Origin of the sequence: Arsukibacterium indicum (assembly GCF_019100565.1) — a bacterium.
Taxonomy (GTDB): Bacteria; Pseudomonadota; Gammaproteobacteria; order Enterobacterales; family Alteromonadaceae; genus Alishewanella; species Alishewanella indicum.
In genome coordinates this window covers 1-16332 of sequence record NZ_JAHRID010000009.1, presented here as the reverse complement: position 1 = coordinate 16332, position 16332 = coordinate 1, and the positions used below count along the sequence as shown (strand labels likewise).

Sequence of the window (16332 nt, the reverse complement as noted above, 5' to 3'; positions counted from 1 at the left end):
TTATCGGTGCGTCTGAGCTTATTGTCAGTACCCTCAGTATATTTCGGACATTTGCGGATAACATGGCAAAACTTAATAACATCAGAAACTTCTCCGTCATAGCCCATATTGACCATGGTAAATCGACCCTGTCTGACCGGCTTATTCAGTATTGCGGCGGTCTGGCTGATCGCGAGATGCAACAGCAGGTGCTGGATTCAATGGATCTGGAACGTGAGCGCGGTATCACCATTAAAGCGCAAAGTGTGACGCTAAATTACACTGCAGACGATGGCAATACCTATCAGCTGAACTTTATCGATACGCCGGGCCACGTTGACTTCACCTATGAGGTCAGCCGTTCGCTGGCCGCCTGTGAAGGCGCATTACTGGTGGTGGATGCGGGGCAGGGGGTTGAAGCCCAGACTGTTGCTAACTGTTATACCGCCCTCGATATGAACCTGGAGGTTATTCCGGTTCTGAACAAAATCGATTTACCGCAGGCTGAACCAGAGCGGGTAGCCGAAGAGATTGAAGATATTATTGGTATTGAAGCGCTGGGCGCCGTGCAATGCTCGGCGAAAACCGGCTTCGGTATTAAAGATGTACTGGAAACTATTGTTAAAAAAATTCCGGCGCCGGAAGGCGAACCAGACTTGCCAACTCAGGCGCTGATAATTGACTCATGGTTTGATGCCTATCAGGGCGTTGTGTCGCTGGTGCGGGTAAAGCATGGCTCCATTAAAACCAAAGACAAAATAAAAGTGATGTCTACCGGTCAGGTATATGAAGTGGATAAAGTGGGAATTTTCAGCCCCAAAGCCACTCATACCGGTGAGCTGAAAACCGGTGAAGTGGGTTTTGTCATAGCCGGCATCAAAGAGATTAAAGGGGCACCGGTAGGTGACACCCTGACCCTGGCAAAAAACAGCGCTGAAAAGCCTTTACCAGGCTTTAAGCGGATTAAACCTCAGGTTTACGCTGGCGTATTTCCGGTATCCAGTGATGACTATGAAGATTTTCGTGATGCGCTGGCCAAACTCAGTTTGAATGACTCGTCATTGTTTTATGAGCCGGAAAACTCCGGTGCGCTGGGCTTTGGTTTCCGGATCGGATTTCTCGGCATGTTGCATATGGAAATTATTCAGGAGCGATTGGAACGCGAATACGACTTAGACCTGATCACCACAGCACCGACGGTAGTTTACGAGGTATTGAAGAAAGACGGTGACAAGGTGATGGTTGATAATCCCAGCGACTTACCTGCCGTTAATGACATTGCTGAAATTCGTGAACCCATAGTGGAAGCGCATATTCTGGTACCGCAGGAATATCTTGGTAACGTGATTACCCTGTGTATTGAAAAGCGCGGTGTGCAAACGAATATGTTGTATCACGGTCGTCAGGTGGCAGTAACCTACGAGCTGCCAATGGCTGAAGTGGTAATGGACTTTTTTGACCGGTTAAAATCAACCAGCCGCGGTTATGCATCGCTGGATTATGCGTTTAAACGCTTTCAAACCTCAAATATGCAACGGGTGGATATACTGATTAACGGCGAGCGGGTAGATGCCCTGGCCATTATCAGCCATATCGATTTTGCCCAGGGCCGGGGCCGGCAGCTGGCAGAAAAGCTGAAAGAGCTGATCCCGCGGCAAATGTTTGATATTGCTATTCAGGCGGCCATTGGCAACCATGTTATTGCCCGCACCACCATTAAGCAAATGCGCAAAAACGTATTAGCGAAGTGTTACGGTGGTGACGTCAGCCGTAAGAAAAAGCTGCTGCAAAAGCAGAAAGAAGGTAAAAAGCGGATGAAGCAGGTAGGTAATGTTGAAGTGCCGCAGGAGGCCTTCCTGGCCATTCTGAAAGTGGGTAAGTAAACAAAGCTAAGTTTAAGGGAAACGAATGGCCGGTTATTTTGCAATTTTTTTAGTGATACTGACATTAGTCAGTGGCCTTATCTGGCTGCTTGACGCGCTGGTGCTGGCACCTAAACGCCGTGAGCGCCTGGTGCTGGCGCAAACGGGGGCAGGTAACCAGTTGGCGCCGGAAGTCAGCGATACGTTGCTGAAGGAACCGGCAGTGGTTGAAACCGCAAAATCGATTTTTCCGGTGATTGCTGCTATCACGTTGTTTCGCTCTTTTTTATACGAGCCATTCCAGATCCCATCGGGTTCAATGATGCCAACTTTACTGGTCGGTGACTTTATTCTGGTTGAAAAGTTTTCCTATGATGTTAAAGACCCGGTCTGGCGCACCACCCTTTATCACAACAAGTTACCAGAGCGTGGTGATGTGGCGGTATTTAAGTACCCCGAGCAGCCCACCGTTGACTTTATCAAGCGGATTATCGGCCTGCCGGGCGACAGAATCATTTACCGTGATAAACAGCTGTATATTGAAAAGGCCTGTACTACCGGCCAAACCACAGGTTGTGGCAATCTGGAGCGGATTGCCCTGACCCACGTGCCGGATAATCAGTTTTTTCAGGGCCGCTACCAGCAACGTCGTTTTCATGAAGCGCTGGGCGAGAAGGGCCACAATATTCTGGTTACCCCGGGTATGCAGGAGCAGGTCAGAGATTACTACCCGCAGCCAGGTACGGCAATAGACGAGTTCGTGGTGCCTGAAGGGCATTATTTCGCGGTTGGCGACAACCGGGACAATAGCCGGGACAGCAGGTTCTGGGGTTTTGTTCCGGCTGATAATCTGGTTGGCAAAGCGGTATTTATCTGGATGAGCTTTGAATTCAGTGAAGACCCGGATAGTTGGTTGCCAGGTTGGGTGCCGGTTGGCGTGCGGTTTGAACGTCTTGGCAAGATTGAATAAGGGGCGTGAATGCTACAACCGGTTAAACCGTTAATGAACAAACTGGGATATGAGTTTGCCGATCCCGCTTTGCTGGAACAGGCGTTAACCCATCGCAGCTGCAAAGGACGGCACAATGAGCGACTGGAGTTTTTAGGTGATGCGGTATTGGGGCTGGTTATTGCTCAAACCCTGTTTGAACAATTTCCGCAAACCCGCGAGGGTGATTTAACCAGAATGCGTTCGGCGCTGGTAAAAGGGGTAACTCTGGCAGAAATAGCTCAAGAACTTGCCATTGCCCAGTATTTACGGTTAGGGCCGGGTGAGCTGAAAAGTGGTGGTCACCGGCGCGAATCCATCCTGGCCGACGCGCTGGAAGCAATATTGGGTGCTATCTTTTTAGATAGCGGCATGGAAGCCTGTCGAGAGCGGATCCTGAGTTGGTTTGGTGAGCGCTTAAAACAGATCGCCCCGGGCGAGCAAAAAGATTCTAAAACCCGCCTGCAGGAATACTTACAGGGGCTGCGGCTGGCATTGCCGGTTTATGATGTGATTGCCACTGAAGGCGAAGCGCATCAGCAAACCTTTACTGTGCGCTGTACCGTACCGGGTATTAAACCTATTACTGCCAGTGGCAGTTCACGGCGTAAAGCCGAACAAGATGCCGCCAATGCGGCTTTGGAACAGATTAAAAATGAACGATAACCCCGTGCCAAGCTCTCATGCGACGCTAACCACCCATGCTGGTTTGGTCGCAATCGTTGGCCGACCTAATGTGGGCAAATCTACGCTGCTGAATAAACTGGTAGGCCAGAAAGTCAGTATTACCTCAAAGAAGCCACAAACTACCCGGCACCGGATCCTCGGCATTGATACAGTTGATAATTATCAAACGGTTTACGTCGATACCCCTGGGCTGCACATTGAAGAAAAACGTGCCATTAACCGGCTGATGAATAAAGCAGCAAGCAGTTCAATCAGCGACGTTGAACTGGTGTTGTTTGTGGTGGAAGGAACCCGTTGGAACGATGACGATCAGATGGTATTAAATAAACTGATTGCCTCAGGTAAACCGGTAGTGCTGGTAGTAAATAAAGTCGACTTATACAAAGATAAATCAGAACTGTTGCCGCATTTGCAATGGCTGGGTAGCCAACTGAATTTTGCAGACGTGGTGCCGCTTTCGGCAGAAAGCGGTGACAACGTGGCAGCGCTTAAAAAAGTAGTGCAACGATATTTGCCGCCTTGCGAGTTCTTTTTTCCGGACGATTATATTACTGACCGTTCGCAGCGCTTTATGGCAGCAGAAATTGTCCGGGAAAAACTGATGCGTTTTCTTGGCGATGAGTTGCCTTATTCGGTAACGGTAGAAATTGAACGCTTTAAATGGGAAGAAAAGCATTTTCATATTGCTGCCCTGGTGCTGGTAGAGCGGGAAAGCCAGAAGCGGATGGTGATTGGCAATAAAGGTGAGCGGATTAAAACCATCGCCACCGAAGCCAGGCTGGATATGGCGGCGATGCTGGAGCAACCGGTGTTTTTACAGGTATGGGTAAAAGTTAAGTCGGGCTGGGCTGATGACGAGCGGGCGCTGCGCAGTCTGGGTTATGGCGAAGATTAATCATTATGAATGTCAGGGTGTAAGCCGATGCAGCCGCTATGTCCAGCTTATATTCTACATAGCCGGCCGTTTCAGGACGACAAGCTCCTATTGCAACTGTTAATGCCAGAGCAAGGCCGGGTATCGGCAGTGGTTCGCAAGCGCCAGGGCAAACAGCGTTTTGCCATGCAGCCGTTTCAGTTATTTGCCGTGGCACTTTTTGGTCGCAGCAGCTTAAAAACCATCAGAACCGTGGATGAGCTGGCACCAGCCCGGCGCTTTAACGGTAAATTTTTATTCAGTGCCCTGTATCTGAATGAGCTGATTTGCCGGCTCTGGCCGGACGATATGGCAGCAGAGCAGTTATTTAACACCTACCAGCAAAGTCTGGAAGCACTGTATCTGGCGCAGCAGGCACCAGAGCAGCTTGAGCCCTGTCTGCGTCAATTTGAATTTGCCTTGCTAAGTGAGCTGGGCTTACAGGTAGACTGGCAGCACGATGCCAATGGTACGGAATTAGCTGCTGATCTGCAGTATCACTGGCAGCCAGAGCAGGGTTTTGTAGTAAGAGCCGGTGGCTGGCCAGGCACTGCACTACTGGCTATTGGCCAGCAAAACTGGCGGCAACCCGGCGCCTTACCGGTTGCCAAACAACTTAGCAGGCTGCTGTTGCAACCGTTACTGGGCGACAAACCACTACAAAGCCGGGCCTTGTTTAATACACTGGCATAGCTGCCACATTAGCTACTTTAATTTTAAATCTGATAGCGGAGCCGTTATGAACCCTATTTATCTTGGTGTTAATATTGACCATGTGGCCACCCTGCGCCAGGCTCGTGGCACCAGCTACCCCGAGCCGCTGCATGCTGCCATGGTAGCGGAGCAGGCCGGTGCCGACGGCATAACAGTGCATTTACGGGAAGACCGGCGCCATATCATTGACCGCGATGTTTTTTTATTACGCCAGAGTTTAAGCACCCGTCTAAATTTTGAAATGGCAATGACCGACGAAATGCTCAGCATCGCAGCTAAGCTCAAGCCTCATTTTTGCTGTCTGGTGCCGGAAAAACGCCAGGAGCTAACCACCGAAGGCGGGTTGGATGTGGCCGGCCAGTTAGCAAGACTAACCGATGCAGTTAGCCAGTTGGCAGCGGACAAGATCCTGGTATCGTTGTTTATTGATGCGGATAAAAAACAGATTGATGCCGCCGCAGCTGCCGGTGCGCCTTTTATCGAGATCCATACCGGACGTTACGCTGAAGCAACTGATCCACAGCTGCAGCAGGCAGAGCTTGTCAGAATAACCGAAGCTGCAGCCTACGCTGCCTCACTGGGGCTTACTGTTAATGCTGGCCATGGCCTGCATTACCATAATGTGCAGCCGATAGCGGCGATACCACAAATGTACGAGTTGAATATTGGTCATGCCATTGTTGCCCGGGCTATTTTTAGTGGTCTGGCAGGTGCAGTGACGGAAATGAAGCGGCTGATGACAGAGGCCCGGCGTTAATGGCCATTATTGGTTTAGGCACCGATATTGTTGAAATAAGCCGGATTGAGCAAAGCCTGGCCCGCAGCCCCGGCCTGGTAAAGCGGGTGCTTACTGCAAGGGAACAACAGCATTTTGCCAGCCACGCGCTGGCCAGCCGCTATTTTGCTAAGCGTTTCGCGGCAAAAGAGGCCGCGGCTAAAGCCCTGGGTACCGGTATTGGCCGCGGCGTGTCGTTTCAGCATATTGAAATCAGTAACGATGAAAACGGCCGGCCCGAGCTTAAGTTTACAGGTTATGCCAGCGAGTTGGCAGCGAGTCTGGGGGTAACGCATTGCTGGTTGTCATTAAGTGATGAGCAGGCTTATGCCATGGCGACGGTTATTCTGGAAGCGTAATCTCAGCCAGCCAGGCATCATCGAGTTGACATAGCGCTGTCAGAATATCGTCCAGTTCGAATAATTCAGGTTCCAGTTGCTGCAGGCTGGTACCGGTTTTTAGCTGGGTTTCCAGTGTTTCCGCCAAACTTTTTAACGTGGGCACACCGGTGTAGCAGCAGGCACCATGCAGCTTGTGCACCAGTTGCAGTAGTTGATCACTGTCGTTGGCGCTGATAGCTGCACTAAGCCGTTGCTGGGTCTCGGGCAGGCTGGTTAACAGCATTTTCAGCATATCTTTTGCCAGCTCCGGCTTGCCGCCGGCCCGCTGTAAAGCAATTTGCCAGTCGATCAGGCTGTGGTTATCGCTACTCAGATAGGCCGTTACGTTATCAGGGGCAGCCGCAAGGGATGTTTGAGCAATCAGTGGACAACATTCCTGCAAGGTATAGTGCAGCATTTTATCGTCCAGTGGTTTACTTAAAAACTCGTTAAAGCCCAGCGACAGCAAACGGGCCCGTTCACCGGCAACTGCATGGGCGGTAACCGCAATAATCGGTGTATGTTCGTTTAAAGAGCTTTGGCGGATGCGCTGGCAGGCACTGATTCCATCCATCACCGGCATATTAATATCCATAAAAATAATGTCATACACATGCTGAGTGGCTTTTTGCCAGGCGTCTGCACCGTTAGTGGCAGACTCCAGGTGGTCGACTAACTCGGTTAGTAAGGCATTAATCAGTTTCAGGTTTGCCTCGTTATCATCTACCGTCAGTACTTTTAATGCGGCCTTAGGCGCAGGAGCTGGCAACGGCAGGTTTTTCGCCTGATCCAGATAAGGCTTTGCCAGTGCTATCGCCAGCTTGCGCTGATGAGTCGGTTTGGGTAAGCAGGCGTTAACCCCTGAAGTCAGCATGGCTTCGCGCAGGTTAGGTGACAGAGTATTAACCAGCAAATAGGTGTAATGGCAGCTTTGCTTAATTTGCTGCACCAGACTGATAACCAGATTAACCTGATTAATGGCTATTGCCCGGCCAATCAGGCCAATGTCGTAGTGCTGGCCATGATTAAGCGCCTGCTGCAGCTGGCCTTTAGTGGCACAGGCGGTCACCTGCAGGCCCCAGCTGTGCAGTAAATCCAGGGTTGCTTCGCGCGAATATTGCTGTGGTTCAAAATACAACAGGGTTTTACCATCCAGCACGTCTATTGGCAGCGGTTCCGCAACTGATAAATGATGGCGCTGGCATTTAATGGTAAACCAGAAGGTAGAGCCTTCAGCCGTTTTACTTTCAAAGCCAATGTTGCCACCCATGGCCTGAACCAGGCGCTGCGAAATCATCAGGCCCAGGCCAGAGCCGCTGTTATGATCGGTTGGCTGGCTGCTGGTAAAGCCCTGGAATAGCTGGTTTTGTTTATCTTCACTGATGCCCCGGCCGGTATCCTGTACTGAGCAGTGCAGAATAAGCTGATCTTCATTTAATAAGGTGGCACTGACCCGGATAACAATACTGCCATGTTCGGTAAACTTAATGGCATTGCCGGCTATGTTCATCAGCACCTGGATTAAGCGGCCGGGGTCGGCAATTAAATCGTCCGGGCAGCCGTTATCAATCATCATCACCAATTCAAGATGTTTATCAAAGGCATTGGCAGCCAGTAGTTCGGTGGCGTCGTTCAGTAAGTCACGCAACGAGAATGGCTCGGGGTTAATTGACATCCGGCCTTCTTCGAGTTTGGAGAAATCCAGTACATCATTCACCAGATGCAATAAACTGTTGGCGGATTTCTGAATGGTGCTTAAGTAGTCGTGCTGGTTAGCGCTAAGCTGGGTTTTCAGTAACTGGCGGGTGAAACCAATGACCCCGTTTAATGGCGTTCGCAATTCGTGGCTCATTTTTGCCAGAAACTCAGATTTCTGGCGGTTTTCTTCTACTGCCTTACGCCTTGAAAAATCCAGCTGGATGTTCTGCACTTCCAGCTGCTCCATACTGAGCTGTAAATCACTGGTTACCTGTTCAATATTCTGCTGCATTTCCTGCTCAAGTGAGGTCAGTTGGGCACTGAGCTCGTTAATGCTGGTTTGAAACTGATCTAACTCGGTAATACCGGACTCATTGCGCTGCTGCTGGTAGTTTCCGGCATGCAACTGTTGCAATTGCCGCTGCAAACGGCTAAGCACTGGTTGAATTTTTCGCCGTACCAGCTGGCTTAAAATAAGACAAAGCATCACAACAGCTGCCACTAACATGGCGACATGTAACTTATAACGCTGCTGTTGCAACTGCAGGTGCTCGTTTTGTAAGTGCAGCAGAATATAAGGCCCTGCCGCTGGCTGGTTACTGTTAAATAACAACGACTGATAACTAAGCAGGCTTTGCTCAAACGGCACTAACTGGCCGGCTGCGCTGCCGTTATCAGGATTAAAACCCGGGTAAGCGGCCGGTTTATATTGCGGATTACTGCTGGCAATAATGGCGCCGCCTTCATCAAACAGTAAAATATTGCTGACAACCGGTGAGTTCAGGCGATGGCTGGTATTTAATAACTGCTCAATTGCTGCAATATTATTGTCGGCCAGAAACTTTTCACTGCTAATTGCCAGCGGCACTGCTATATTTCTGGCCTGCGCTGCCAGATTGCGGTGTAATTCTTCTGCTTTGCTAAAAGCGAAGTAACTACCCAGACTGACACTGGCCAGTAAAGCGGGCAGCAGGGCGCAAAGTAATATCCAGTAACGTAACGCAATTTTCGTCATTAGGGTCAGAGCTTGTTACAATAGTTGCGGGCCTGCCCATAATGACATAACAATTTCTACTTGCCTATAAAACAGAGCACAGATGGTAACACTATACAAAGCAAAGGCTAAAACCGGCCTGGCCAAATCAACTATTACCCTGGATATCGACAACACAGACTATGAAGTGAATGGCCTGGGGCGCTATAAGCAAAAAATTGCCTTTGTCAGCGGCGCACTTAAAGGCGAGAAAGTGCAGGCTGTGGTGCTGGAAGATAAACCGGGTTTCCTGAAAGCAAAGACCAGCAAAGTGCTGGTGGCGGCAGCTGAAAGACAAACGCCGTTTTGCCCGCACTTTCACCAGTGTGGGGGTTGTCAGTTGCAGTATCTGGATAACGACCAGCAACGTGCTTTAAAGCAGCAAGGGGTAGATCAGCTTATTCGCCACCAGACCGGCCTGACAAGTTTGCCGTGGCAGCCAATGCTCACCGGCGCTGACACCCATTACCGGCGCAAAGCGCGGCTGGGGGTCTGGTATGACAAAAAAACACGCCAGCTCAGCGTTGGTTTTCGGGCAGAGGGCAGCAAAGCCATTACGGCTATTACTGAATGCAGCATGCTAAGTCCGCTGCTGTCGCCTGCTGTTACGCTCTTGCCGCCAGTGATCAAAGCTCTGCCCGATCCGGCAATCATTACCCATTTAGAGCTATTTACTGCCGGCGAGCAGCCTTACGTGGTGGTACGCCATGTTAAACCGTTAAGCGCCGCCCAGCAGCAAGCCTTTGTTGAAAGCTGGCCGCAGGCGTATTTTCTGGGTGACGACGGCAGTGAACAGCTGCAAGCCTGGCAAACCGGCACTCCAACTCCGGCGTATACCCTGGCAGCCCAGGATATTACGCTGCAGTTTGCACCTGGTGATTTTATTCAGGTTAATGAGGCAATCAATCAGCAGATGGTCAGTCAGGCCCTGGCCTGGTTACAGGTAAACGCTGACGATACCATTCTGGATTTATACGCCGGTATTGGTAACTTTAGTCTGGCATTGGCCCGATCTGCCAAAACGGTGCAGGGTATAGAGGGCGTGGCCAAAATGGTGCAACAGGCCGCAACCAATGCTGAACTTAATGGTCTTAGCAATGCCAGCTTTGCCAGAGCCGACCTGCATTTACCCTGGCCGGATGCCCCCTGGCGCCGGCAACGTTACACTAAAGTGGTGCTGGACCCGGCCCGGGCCGGTGCCCTGGGTGCAATAGAGCAGATAAGCGCACTTAAAGCGGCACAGATATTGTACATATCGTGCAACGCCGCTACCTTTGCCCGCGATGCGAATGTATTGCTTGGCCAGGGCTATCAGTTACAAAAGCTGGCTGGGGTAGATATGTTTCCGCATACCAGCCATCTGGAGCTGATGGCATTATTCAGTTTGCCAGCCAAAAAGTAAGGAGTTGTCATGGTAAGGGTTCGTCAATCACACAGTAGTGGCTATCACGGCGGCGATACGCTGGAATGGTTGTGTTCGCTTGGATTGACTGAAAAGAAAATCAACGCCTTACTTAATTGTGGTTTATGGCTGAAACAACAGAACCTGGACGACGATATTGCTCAGGTTCGCACTGGCTGGGAAATGGTGGAAATTCTGGCCGATCTGAAAATGGACCATGACTCGCTGCTGGCAGCGTTGTTATTTCCTGCATTTGACAGCCATTTGCTGAGTGAAGCGCAGCTGGCCGCAGAATTTACCCCAACCGTAGTGGGTTTGCTGCATTCAGTGCAGCAAATGGATGCCATCCGCACTATTCCAACCGGTGCTAATCAGAGTGTTAACCCGCAGCAAGCCGACAATTTACGTAAAATGCTGCTGGCAATGGTAGAAGATGTGCGGGCCGTAGTATTAAAACTGGCGGCACAAATTTGTTACCTGCGTGAAGTTAAAGACAGCGATGAAGAAACCCGGGTACTGGCCGCCAAAGAAACCAACGCTATCTTCGCGCCGCTGGCCAACCGCTTGGGTATTGGCCAGCTAAAATGGGAGCTGGAAGACTTAGCCTTTCGCTATTTACACCCCGGCGTATATAAACAGGTTGCCAGCCTGCTGGAAGAAAAGCGGCTGGACCGCGAGCAGTACATGCAGGATTTTGTCGCTGCGGTGCGCCAGAAAATGCAGGATGCCAGGCTGGATGTTGAGGTATATGGTCGGCCAAAACATATTTTCAGCATTTGGAAAAAAATGCAGAAAAAGCAGCTGAGTTTCGACCAGCTGTTTGATATCCGGGCGGTGCGGATTGTTACTGAGCGGGTGCAGGATTGCTACGGCGCGCTGGGTATTGTCCATACCGGCTGGCGTCATTTACCGAAAGAGTTCGACGATTATATCGCCACCCCGAAACAAAACGGTTATCAGTCTATCCATACCGTGGTACTGGGGCCGCAGGGCCGGGCCGTGGAAATTCAGATCCGTACCCGGCAAATGCATGAAGACGCTGAATTAGGCGTGGCAGCACACTGGCGTTATAAAGAAGGCAGCGCCGGCGGCAATAAAGTGGTAGCGAACGACGAAAAAATCGGCTGGCTGCGCAAATTACTGCAATGGCAGGAAGATGTGGTTGATGGCACCGATCTGGCCGGTACCGATTTAGCCGAAGAGCTACGTACCCAGGTAATTGAAGACCGGGTGTATGTGTTTACCCCCAAAGGCGATATTGTCGATTTACCGATTGGTTCCACCCCGCTCGATTTCGCTTATTATGTGCATTCCAATGTCGGCCATCGCTGCATTGGCGCCAAAATTTCCGGCCGCATTGTGCCTTTTACTTATCAGCTGAAAACCGGTGATCAGGTAGAAATTTTAACCGGGCGCGAACCTAACCCCAGCCGTGACTGGCTAAACCCGAATTTAGGCTATTTAAAATCAAGCCGGGCCCGCTCTAAAGTGCAGTATTGGTTCCGGCTGCAGGACCGTGATAAAAACCTGGCTGCCGGCAAAGAGTTACTGGACACCGAACTGACCCGCTTAAATCTGGTAATGGAATATCCGGCCAAGGTGCTTAGCCGCTTTAACGTTAATTCGATGGACGAGCTGTTAGTCGGCATAGGTGGTGGTGAAATTAAAGTGACCCAGGTGGTGCACTTTATTCAGAGCCAGAGCGGCAAGCTGGAGCAGCCGGAAATTGACCCACGGCTTAAAACCAAACCCTTACCGGCGACCAAAAGCAAAAGCGATGTGGTGGTACAGGGCGTGGGTAATTTATTAACCCATATGGCTGGCTGTTGTCAGCCGCTGCCGGGTGATGCCATTATTGGCTATATTACTCAGGGCCGCGGTATAGCTATTCACCGTGACGATTGTGACCAGTTTAAAACCCTGCAGGACACCCATCCTGAGCGGGTAGTCGACGCTACCTGGGGTGATAAATATGCCTCGGGCTATGAAGTGGATATCCGGATTGTGGCGCATGACCGCAACGGCCTGCTGCGTGATATCACCAGTATTCTGGCCAATGAAAAAGCCAACGTCACCAAAATGAGCAGCAGCTCTGATATTAAGGAGCAAACTGCCGTTATTAACATGACGATGGAACTGTATAACCTGGACTCGCTTAATAAGTTGTTAAGTAAAGTCAGCCAGATCGATGATGTTATCGAAGCTAAGCGTTTTCATCATTAAGCTTTAACATAAAAAAAGAGAGCAGTGTGGCAGATAATATTCAGCGCCTTTTGACGATTATGAGCCGGTTACGTGACCCGCAAACCGGCTGCCCGTGGGACCTTAAGCAAAGTTACGCCACAATAGTGCCGTATACCCTGGAAGAAGCCTACGAAGTGGCCGACGCTATCGCCCGCGAAGACTTTGCTGAACTAAAAGACGAGCTTGGCGATTTACTGTTTCAGGTGGTGTTTTATGCCCAGTTAGCCAAAGAAGATGGCCGTTTTGCCTTTGATGATTGCGTTGCAGCAATTTGCGATAAGCTGGAGCGGCGCCACCCGCATGTGTTTGGCGACATGCAGACAGCAGAGGGCGAAGACGCAGAAGCGGTGCTTAAAAACTGGGAAGCGCTGAAAAGTAACGAGCGAAAAAATGCCGGCCAGCACAGCGTGCTGGACAATATTCCTCAGGCCATGCCGGCGCTTAGCCGGGCCAACAAACTGCAGAAACGCTGCGCCACAGTCGGCTTTGACTGGCCGACAGTAGACGGCTGCTGGGATAAAGTAAAAGAAGAAATCCTGGAAGTAGAGCAGACCGCTGCCGGCAGCCCGGAGCTGGCAGAAGAGCTGGGTGATTTAATGTTTGCCTTAGTTAATGTGGTGCGTAAACACAAGCTGGACCCGGAAGCCGTGCTGCGCGCCGCCAATAACAAGTTTGAAACACGCTTTCGCGGTGTTGAGCAGGCGCTGGCCGAGCAGGGCAAGACCCCGCAGCAAAGTAACCTGGATGAAATGGAAGCGCTGTGGCAGCAGGTGAAGCGCAAACAATAACATCGCTATTGCGCCCCAAATCCTGCTACAGGGTGATGTGAAAAATGGCTGAAAATAAATGGGCTACCACCTTCTGCTGATATAAAAGCAAGCTAAGCCACCCATGATCAACATGGCGCCCAGCGCTACAAAAGCGTAGTGAAAAGTGCGGTTTGGCGTTATTTTTTGCCCGACAAAGTTGAATCGTCTTTTGCCGCCGACAACGTTAATATCATAAAAGGATCCCCGATCGTGATCCCAGCTGACTTGCTGATAATCTAAACGGGAAAATAATGGGTGATCAGCCAGACTGTCTCGGTCAGGCTCGTTATTCATTCTGATTTTAAACCGTTCATAGTGCGGCATTTCGGTAAATAGAGTAATAACTTCGTCGTCTTTTACTACACCTTTAGATTCATAAATATAAGTTTCGTTGTAATACTCTTTTACGGCTATGCCGGCGGAAAAAATAAGGCTACCCAGCATTACCATAACCAGGCCTGCCAGCAGCCATTTTCTGCGATTGGCATTGTCGGCCTTTTTGCTGCTAACAATAAACTCCCGCACCAGTACAATATCTTTAAGCTTTTCAAGCTCAGTGCTCGTTACCTGTTCGCTGATTTGCTTTACCGTGAACTGATAGGCTTGCATTAACCGGTCAAAAATCTCCGCCGATGGTACGGCTTTGTCATTTTCCAGCTTGGACAAGTACGACTGTTCAATCGCTATCCTGCTGGCGGCCTCGGGCTGGGTCCAGCCGGCGTTTTCGCGCTGGGCTTTTAAATATTCACCAAATTTCATCCGTGTCTCCTAATCGTTTTTAACAGCATAATATGTTGAATTAACGATTAAATTCTTGGGTATTCCTGCAAGGAAAGCGAGATGAATAGTAAGTGATATTAAGGAATATGCAAAATGTCTGTAAAAAGCCGTTTTTAAAACAAAGATGTCATTATACTAACATCGACAGCGGGCTTTTTACGCCACTGGCGCCTTGATTTAAAACATGGGTGTAAATCTGGGTTGTTTTAACATCGGTATGGCCAGGTGCTCTTTTCAGCTAATTATGAACGATTCAGTCGGAATTAAAGGGTGCTCAGGCAAGGCATTCATTTGAAGGTTTAGTGGTGCTAAATCAAAAATGAATAACGAAGTCAGAGTACCCTTTAAACCGACCCATAGGGCGATTGCCAAAACTTTGATGGCATCGTTACCTCGTTTCGACAGAGCACCACTATGCCTTCAACGAGAGGCCTTACCCTAAAAGCTTTGGCAATCGCTGAACTTGTCATAATCAGCTGGAAAGAGCACTTAGTTCCTGCACAGTGCGAATATCGGCGCCAGCGTCCAGCAGATGGGTTGCGAATGAATGGCGTAAGGTGTGGCAGGTTACATTTTTTTTAATTTTGGCATGGCGGGCTGCCAGTTTGACTGCTCGTCGGACAGTCGTTTCATCGATATGATGACGCCGAAGCATTTTAGATTCCGGGTCAACACTTAACTGGCTGGATGGAAACAAGTACTGCCAGCCAAGGTCTTTAGCGGCTGCCGGATATTTTCGGGCAAGAGCAAAAGGCAGCCATACACCAGCATATTGTGGGTTCTGGAAGTCAGCCTGAAAATATTGCTCAACCTGATGAGTTTGGACATGTAGAGCAGGAGCTAACTCTGCTGCCAGCGTAACCCGACGATTTTTATTACCTTTACCTTGCCACACCATTACTGACATATAATCATAATCGATATCTTGCACCCGGAGCCTGACAGCTTCCATCAGCCGTAAACCACTGCCATACAATAACTGGGCTATTAATTTGTACTTGGGATCAATCACCAATAGTAACTGTTGTACCTCCGCTCTGGTTAAAACCACTGGCAATTTTTGAGCTAGCCGGGCTTTATTGAAATTCAGCTGTAAAGATAAGGGGCGCTGAATAATATGCTTATACAAAAAACTTAATGCATTTAGCGCAGTTGCTTGTGTTTTAACCGCTACATTGCGTTGGTTTGATAAAAAAGACAAAAACTGTTCAACTTCCAGATCGCCAAGTGAATTAGGATGTTGTTTGTTGTTGTGCAATATATAAAACCTGATCCAATACAGGTAGGTGTCGATAGTCCGCCTGGCATAGCGGCGGGTTCTCATAAAGTCGGCGATATATTCCAGAAATGGGGATGCCATAGCGTCACCTTGGTAGTGTTTATTTATACAGTAGTCTGGCGTGAGTAAAATATCCACCAACTTGCGGGCACAACGCCTGCATTTAGTTAAAATATTTAACAGTGGTAAACAGAAAGTTGTTGATAGTCGGAACTTTTCGGGTTAGTTTTCGGGAATTAAATTTTTTCGTGAAGGCGACTTGCTGGCGCGACTTGCGGGCATAGTGCCTTCTATTAAATTGTTATGTGCTACGAAGTAGGTTGTAACCAGAATGGATTTCTTTAAAACAAAGTTTTTTCAATGGCAAATTGCTATATTCAAGTTCGCTTTTGTTTTAGCTATTCTATTATCGGCTTGCTTCTTTGTCATAGGTAACACTCTCGCAGTTAATTTTATAAATGAAGCCCCGAATCTTATAAATTCTTTGCTTTATGGATTGCGGACTTTTTTAGCGTTGTTCCTAGCTTTTTCAATAGTAAACATCTTTGGAACAACGTTTAGGTTTTTAGGCAAAGTTATCAAAAAGAACAGTGGATGATTTATTTACGCACATAACAAACCGCTGTAGTCGGTCGCAAGCTCCCTGGGACAATAACACGTGGGCTCAGTCGCTTCGCTCCAATTTTAGCCCACGTGTCATTGCCCCTAAGCGGGGCGTTAGGCATTCACGGAGGAAAGATGCATTCTGCTAGTAATAAGTATCTTCTGGCTGCGGCGATATGTTGTTTC

At 49.3% G+C, this 16332-nt stretch carries 13 protein-coding genes; 10 read left to right on the top strand and 3 right to left on the bottom strand.

Translation table 11 applies throughout. The features are described 5' to 3' along the window. The first annotated feature begins 62 nt into the window (after positions 1-62). Genes lepA through acpS form a run of 7 tightly spaced genes read left to right on the top strand, consistent with a single transcriptional unit; the run spans position 63 to position 6277 of the window. Complete coding sequence (gene lepA, locus KQY15_RS16255) at positions 63-1862, top strand: translation elongation factor 4 (protein WP_217670978.1); 1800 nt, start codon at positions 63-65, stop codon at positions 1860-1862. A gap of 25 nt (positions 1863-1887) precedes the next feature. Continuing rightward, entirely contained in the window at positions 1888-2811 is a 924-nt protein-coding gene (gene lepB / locus KQY15_RS16250; protein WP_217670977.1) for a signal peptidase I, read from the top strand. Between the two features lie 9 nt (positions 2812-2820). Continuing rightward, positions 2821-3495 (top strand): ribonuclease III, encoded by a 675-nt coding sequence (gene rnc / locus KQY15_RS16245; RefSeq protein WP_217670976.1) that lies wholly within the window; start codon positions 2821-2823, stop codon positions 3493-3495. After that, on the top strand, positions 3485-4411 hold the full coding sequence (era, locus tag KQY15_RS16240; protein WP_217670975.1) for a GTPase Era: 927 nt from the start codon (positions 3485-3487) through the stop codon (positions 4409-4411). The genes rnc and era overlap by 11 nt, the downstream gene beginning before the upstream one ends. Positions 4412-4438: 27 nt before the next feature. Then, positions 4439-5122, top strand: coding sequence for a DNA repair protein RecO (gene recO, locus KQY15_RS16235; protein ID WP_217670974.1), 684 nt, complete (start codon positions 4439-4441; stop codon positions 5120-5122). A gap of 46 nt (positions 5123-5168) precedes the next feature. After that, the gene (pdxJ, locus tag KQY15_RS16230; RefSeq protein WP_217670973.1) at positions 5169-5900 is read left to right on the top strand and encodes a pyridoxine 5'-phosphate synthase; all 732 of its coding nucleotides are present in this window, start codon (positions 5169-5171) and stop codon (positions 5898-5900) included. Then, complete coding sequence (gene acpS, locus KQY15_RS16225; RefSeq protein WP_217670972.1) at positions 5900-6277, top strand: holo-ACP synthase; 378 nt, start codon at positions 5900-5902, stop codon at positions 6275-6277. Before pdxJ ends, acpS begins: the two co-directional genes overlap by 1 nt. On the opposite strand, the gene KQY15_RS16220 is transcribed toward acpS, so the two are convergent. Then, the gene (locus KQY15_RS16220) at positions 6261-9011 is read right to left on the bottom strand and encodes a response regulator (protein WP_217670971.1); all 2751 of its coding nucleotides are present in this window, start codon (positions 9009-9011) and stop codon (positions 6261-6263) included. The genes acpS and KQY15_RS16220 overlap by 17 nt on opposite strands. An 82-nt stretch (positions 9012-9093) precedes the next feature. Between KQY15_RS16220 and rlmD the strand changes: the two genes are divergently transcribed. The 3 genes from rlmD to mazG are packed head-to-tail and all read left to right on the top strand — an operon-like array spanning position 9094 to position 13463. Further along, positions 9094-10431, top strand: coding sequence for a 23S rRNA (uracil(1939)-C(5))-methyltransferase RlmD (rlmD, locus tag KQY15_RS16215; protein ID WP_217670970.1), 1338 nt, complete (start codon positions 9094-9096; stop codon positions 10429-10431). Between the two features lie 9 nt (positions 10432-10440). Next, on the top strand, positions 10441-12654 hold the full coding sequence (relA, locus tag KQY15_RS16210) for a GTP diphosphokinase (RefSeq protein WP_217670969.1): 2214 nt from the start codon (positions 10441-10443) through the stop codon (positions 12652-12654). A 26-nt stretch (positions 12655-12680) separates the two neighbouring features. Then, complete coding sequence (gene mazG, locus KQY15_RS16205; RefSeq protein ID WP_217670968.1) at positions 12681-13463, top strand: nucleoside triphosphate pyrophosphohydrolase; 783 nt, start codon at positions 12681-12683, stop codon at positions 13461-13463. A gap of 63 nt (positions 13464-13526) precedes the next feature. On the opposite strand, the gene KQY15_RS16200 is transcribed toward mazG, so the two are convergent. After that, positions 13527-14243: a helix-turn-helix domain-containing protein gene (locus tag KQY15_RS16200; RefSeq protein WP_217670967.1), complete on the bottom strand. Its 717-nt coding sequence runs from the start codon at positions 14241-14243 to the stop codon at positions 13527-13529. Between the two features lie 493 nt (positions 14244-14736). Beyond that, on the bottom strand, positions 14737-15624 hold the full coding sequence (locus tag KQY15_RS16195; protein ID WP_217670966.1) for an integron integrase: 888 nt from the start codon (positions 15622-15624) through the stop codon (positions 14737-14739). Positions 15625-16332 lie beyond the last annotated feature (708 nt).

Excerpts from the sequence above, each read along its gene's own strand:
- lepA (WP_217670978.1), top strand. The coding sequence starts at position 63 with ATGGCAAAACTTAATAACATCAGAAACTTCTCCGTCATAGCCCATATT.
- lepB (WP_217670977.1), top strand. The coding sequence starts at position 1,888 with ATGGCCGGTTATTTTGCAATTTTTTTAGTGATACTGACATTAGTCAGT.
- rnc (WP_217670976.1), top strand. The coding sequence starts at position 2,821 with ATGCTACAACCGGTTAAACCGTTAATGAACAAACTGGGATATGAGTTT.
- era (WP_217670975.1), top strand. The coding sequence starts at position 3,485 with ATGAACGATAACCCCGTGCCAAGCTCTCATGCGACGCTAACCACCCAT.
- recO (WP_217670974.1), top strand. The coding sequence starts at position 4,439 with ATGCAGCCGCTATGTCCAGCTTATATTCTACATAGCCGGCCGTTTCAG.
- pdxJ (WP_217670973.1), top strand. The coding sequence starts at position 5,169 with ATGAACCCTATTTATCTTGGTGTTAATATTGACCATGTGGCCACCCTG.
- acpS (WP_217670972.1), top strand. The coding sequence starts at position 5,900 with ATGGCCATTATTGGTTTAGGCACCGATATTGTTGAAATAAGCCGGATT.
- KQY15_RS16220 (WP_217670971.1), bottom strand. The coding sequence starts at position 9,011 with ATGACGAAAATTGCGTTACGTTACTGGATATTACTTTGCGCCCTGCTG.
- rlmD (WP_217670970.1), top strand. The coding sequence starts at position 9,094 with ATGGTAACACTATACAAAGCAAAGGCTAAAACCGGCCTGGCCAAATCA.
- relA (WP_217670969.1), top strand. The coding sequence starts at position 10,441 with ATGGTAAGGGTTCGTCAATCACACAGTAGTGGCTATCACGGCGGCGAT.
- KQY15_RS16200 (WP_217670967.1), bottom strand. The coding sequence starts at position 14,243 with ATGAAATTTGGTGAATATTTAAAAGCCCAGCGCGAAAACGCCGGCTGG.
- KQY15_RS16195 (WP_217670966.1), bottom strand. The coding sequence starts at position 15,624 with ATGGCATCCCCATTTCTGGAATATATCGCCGACTTTATGAGAACCCGC.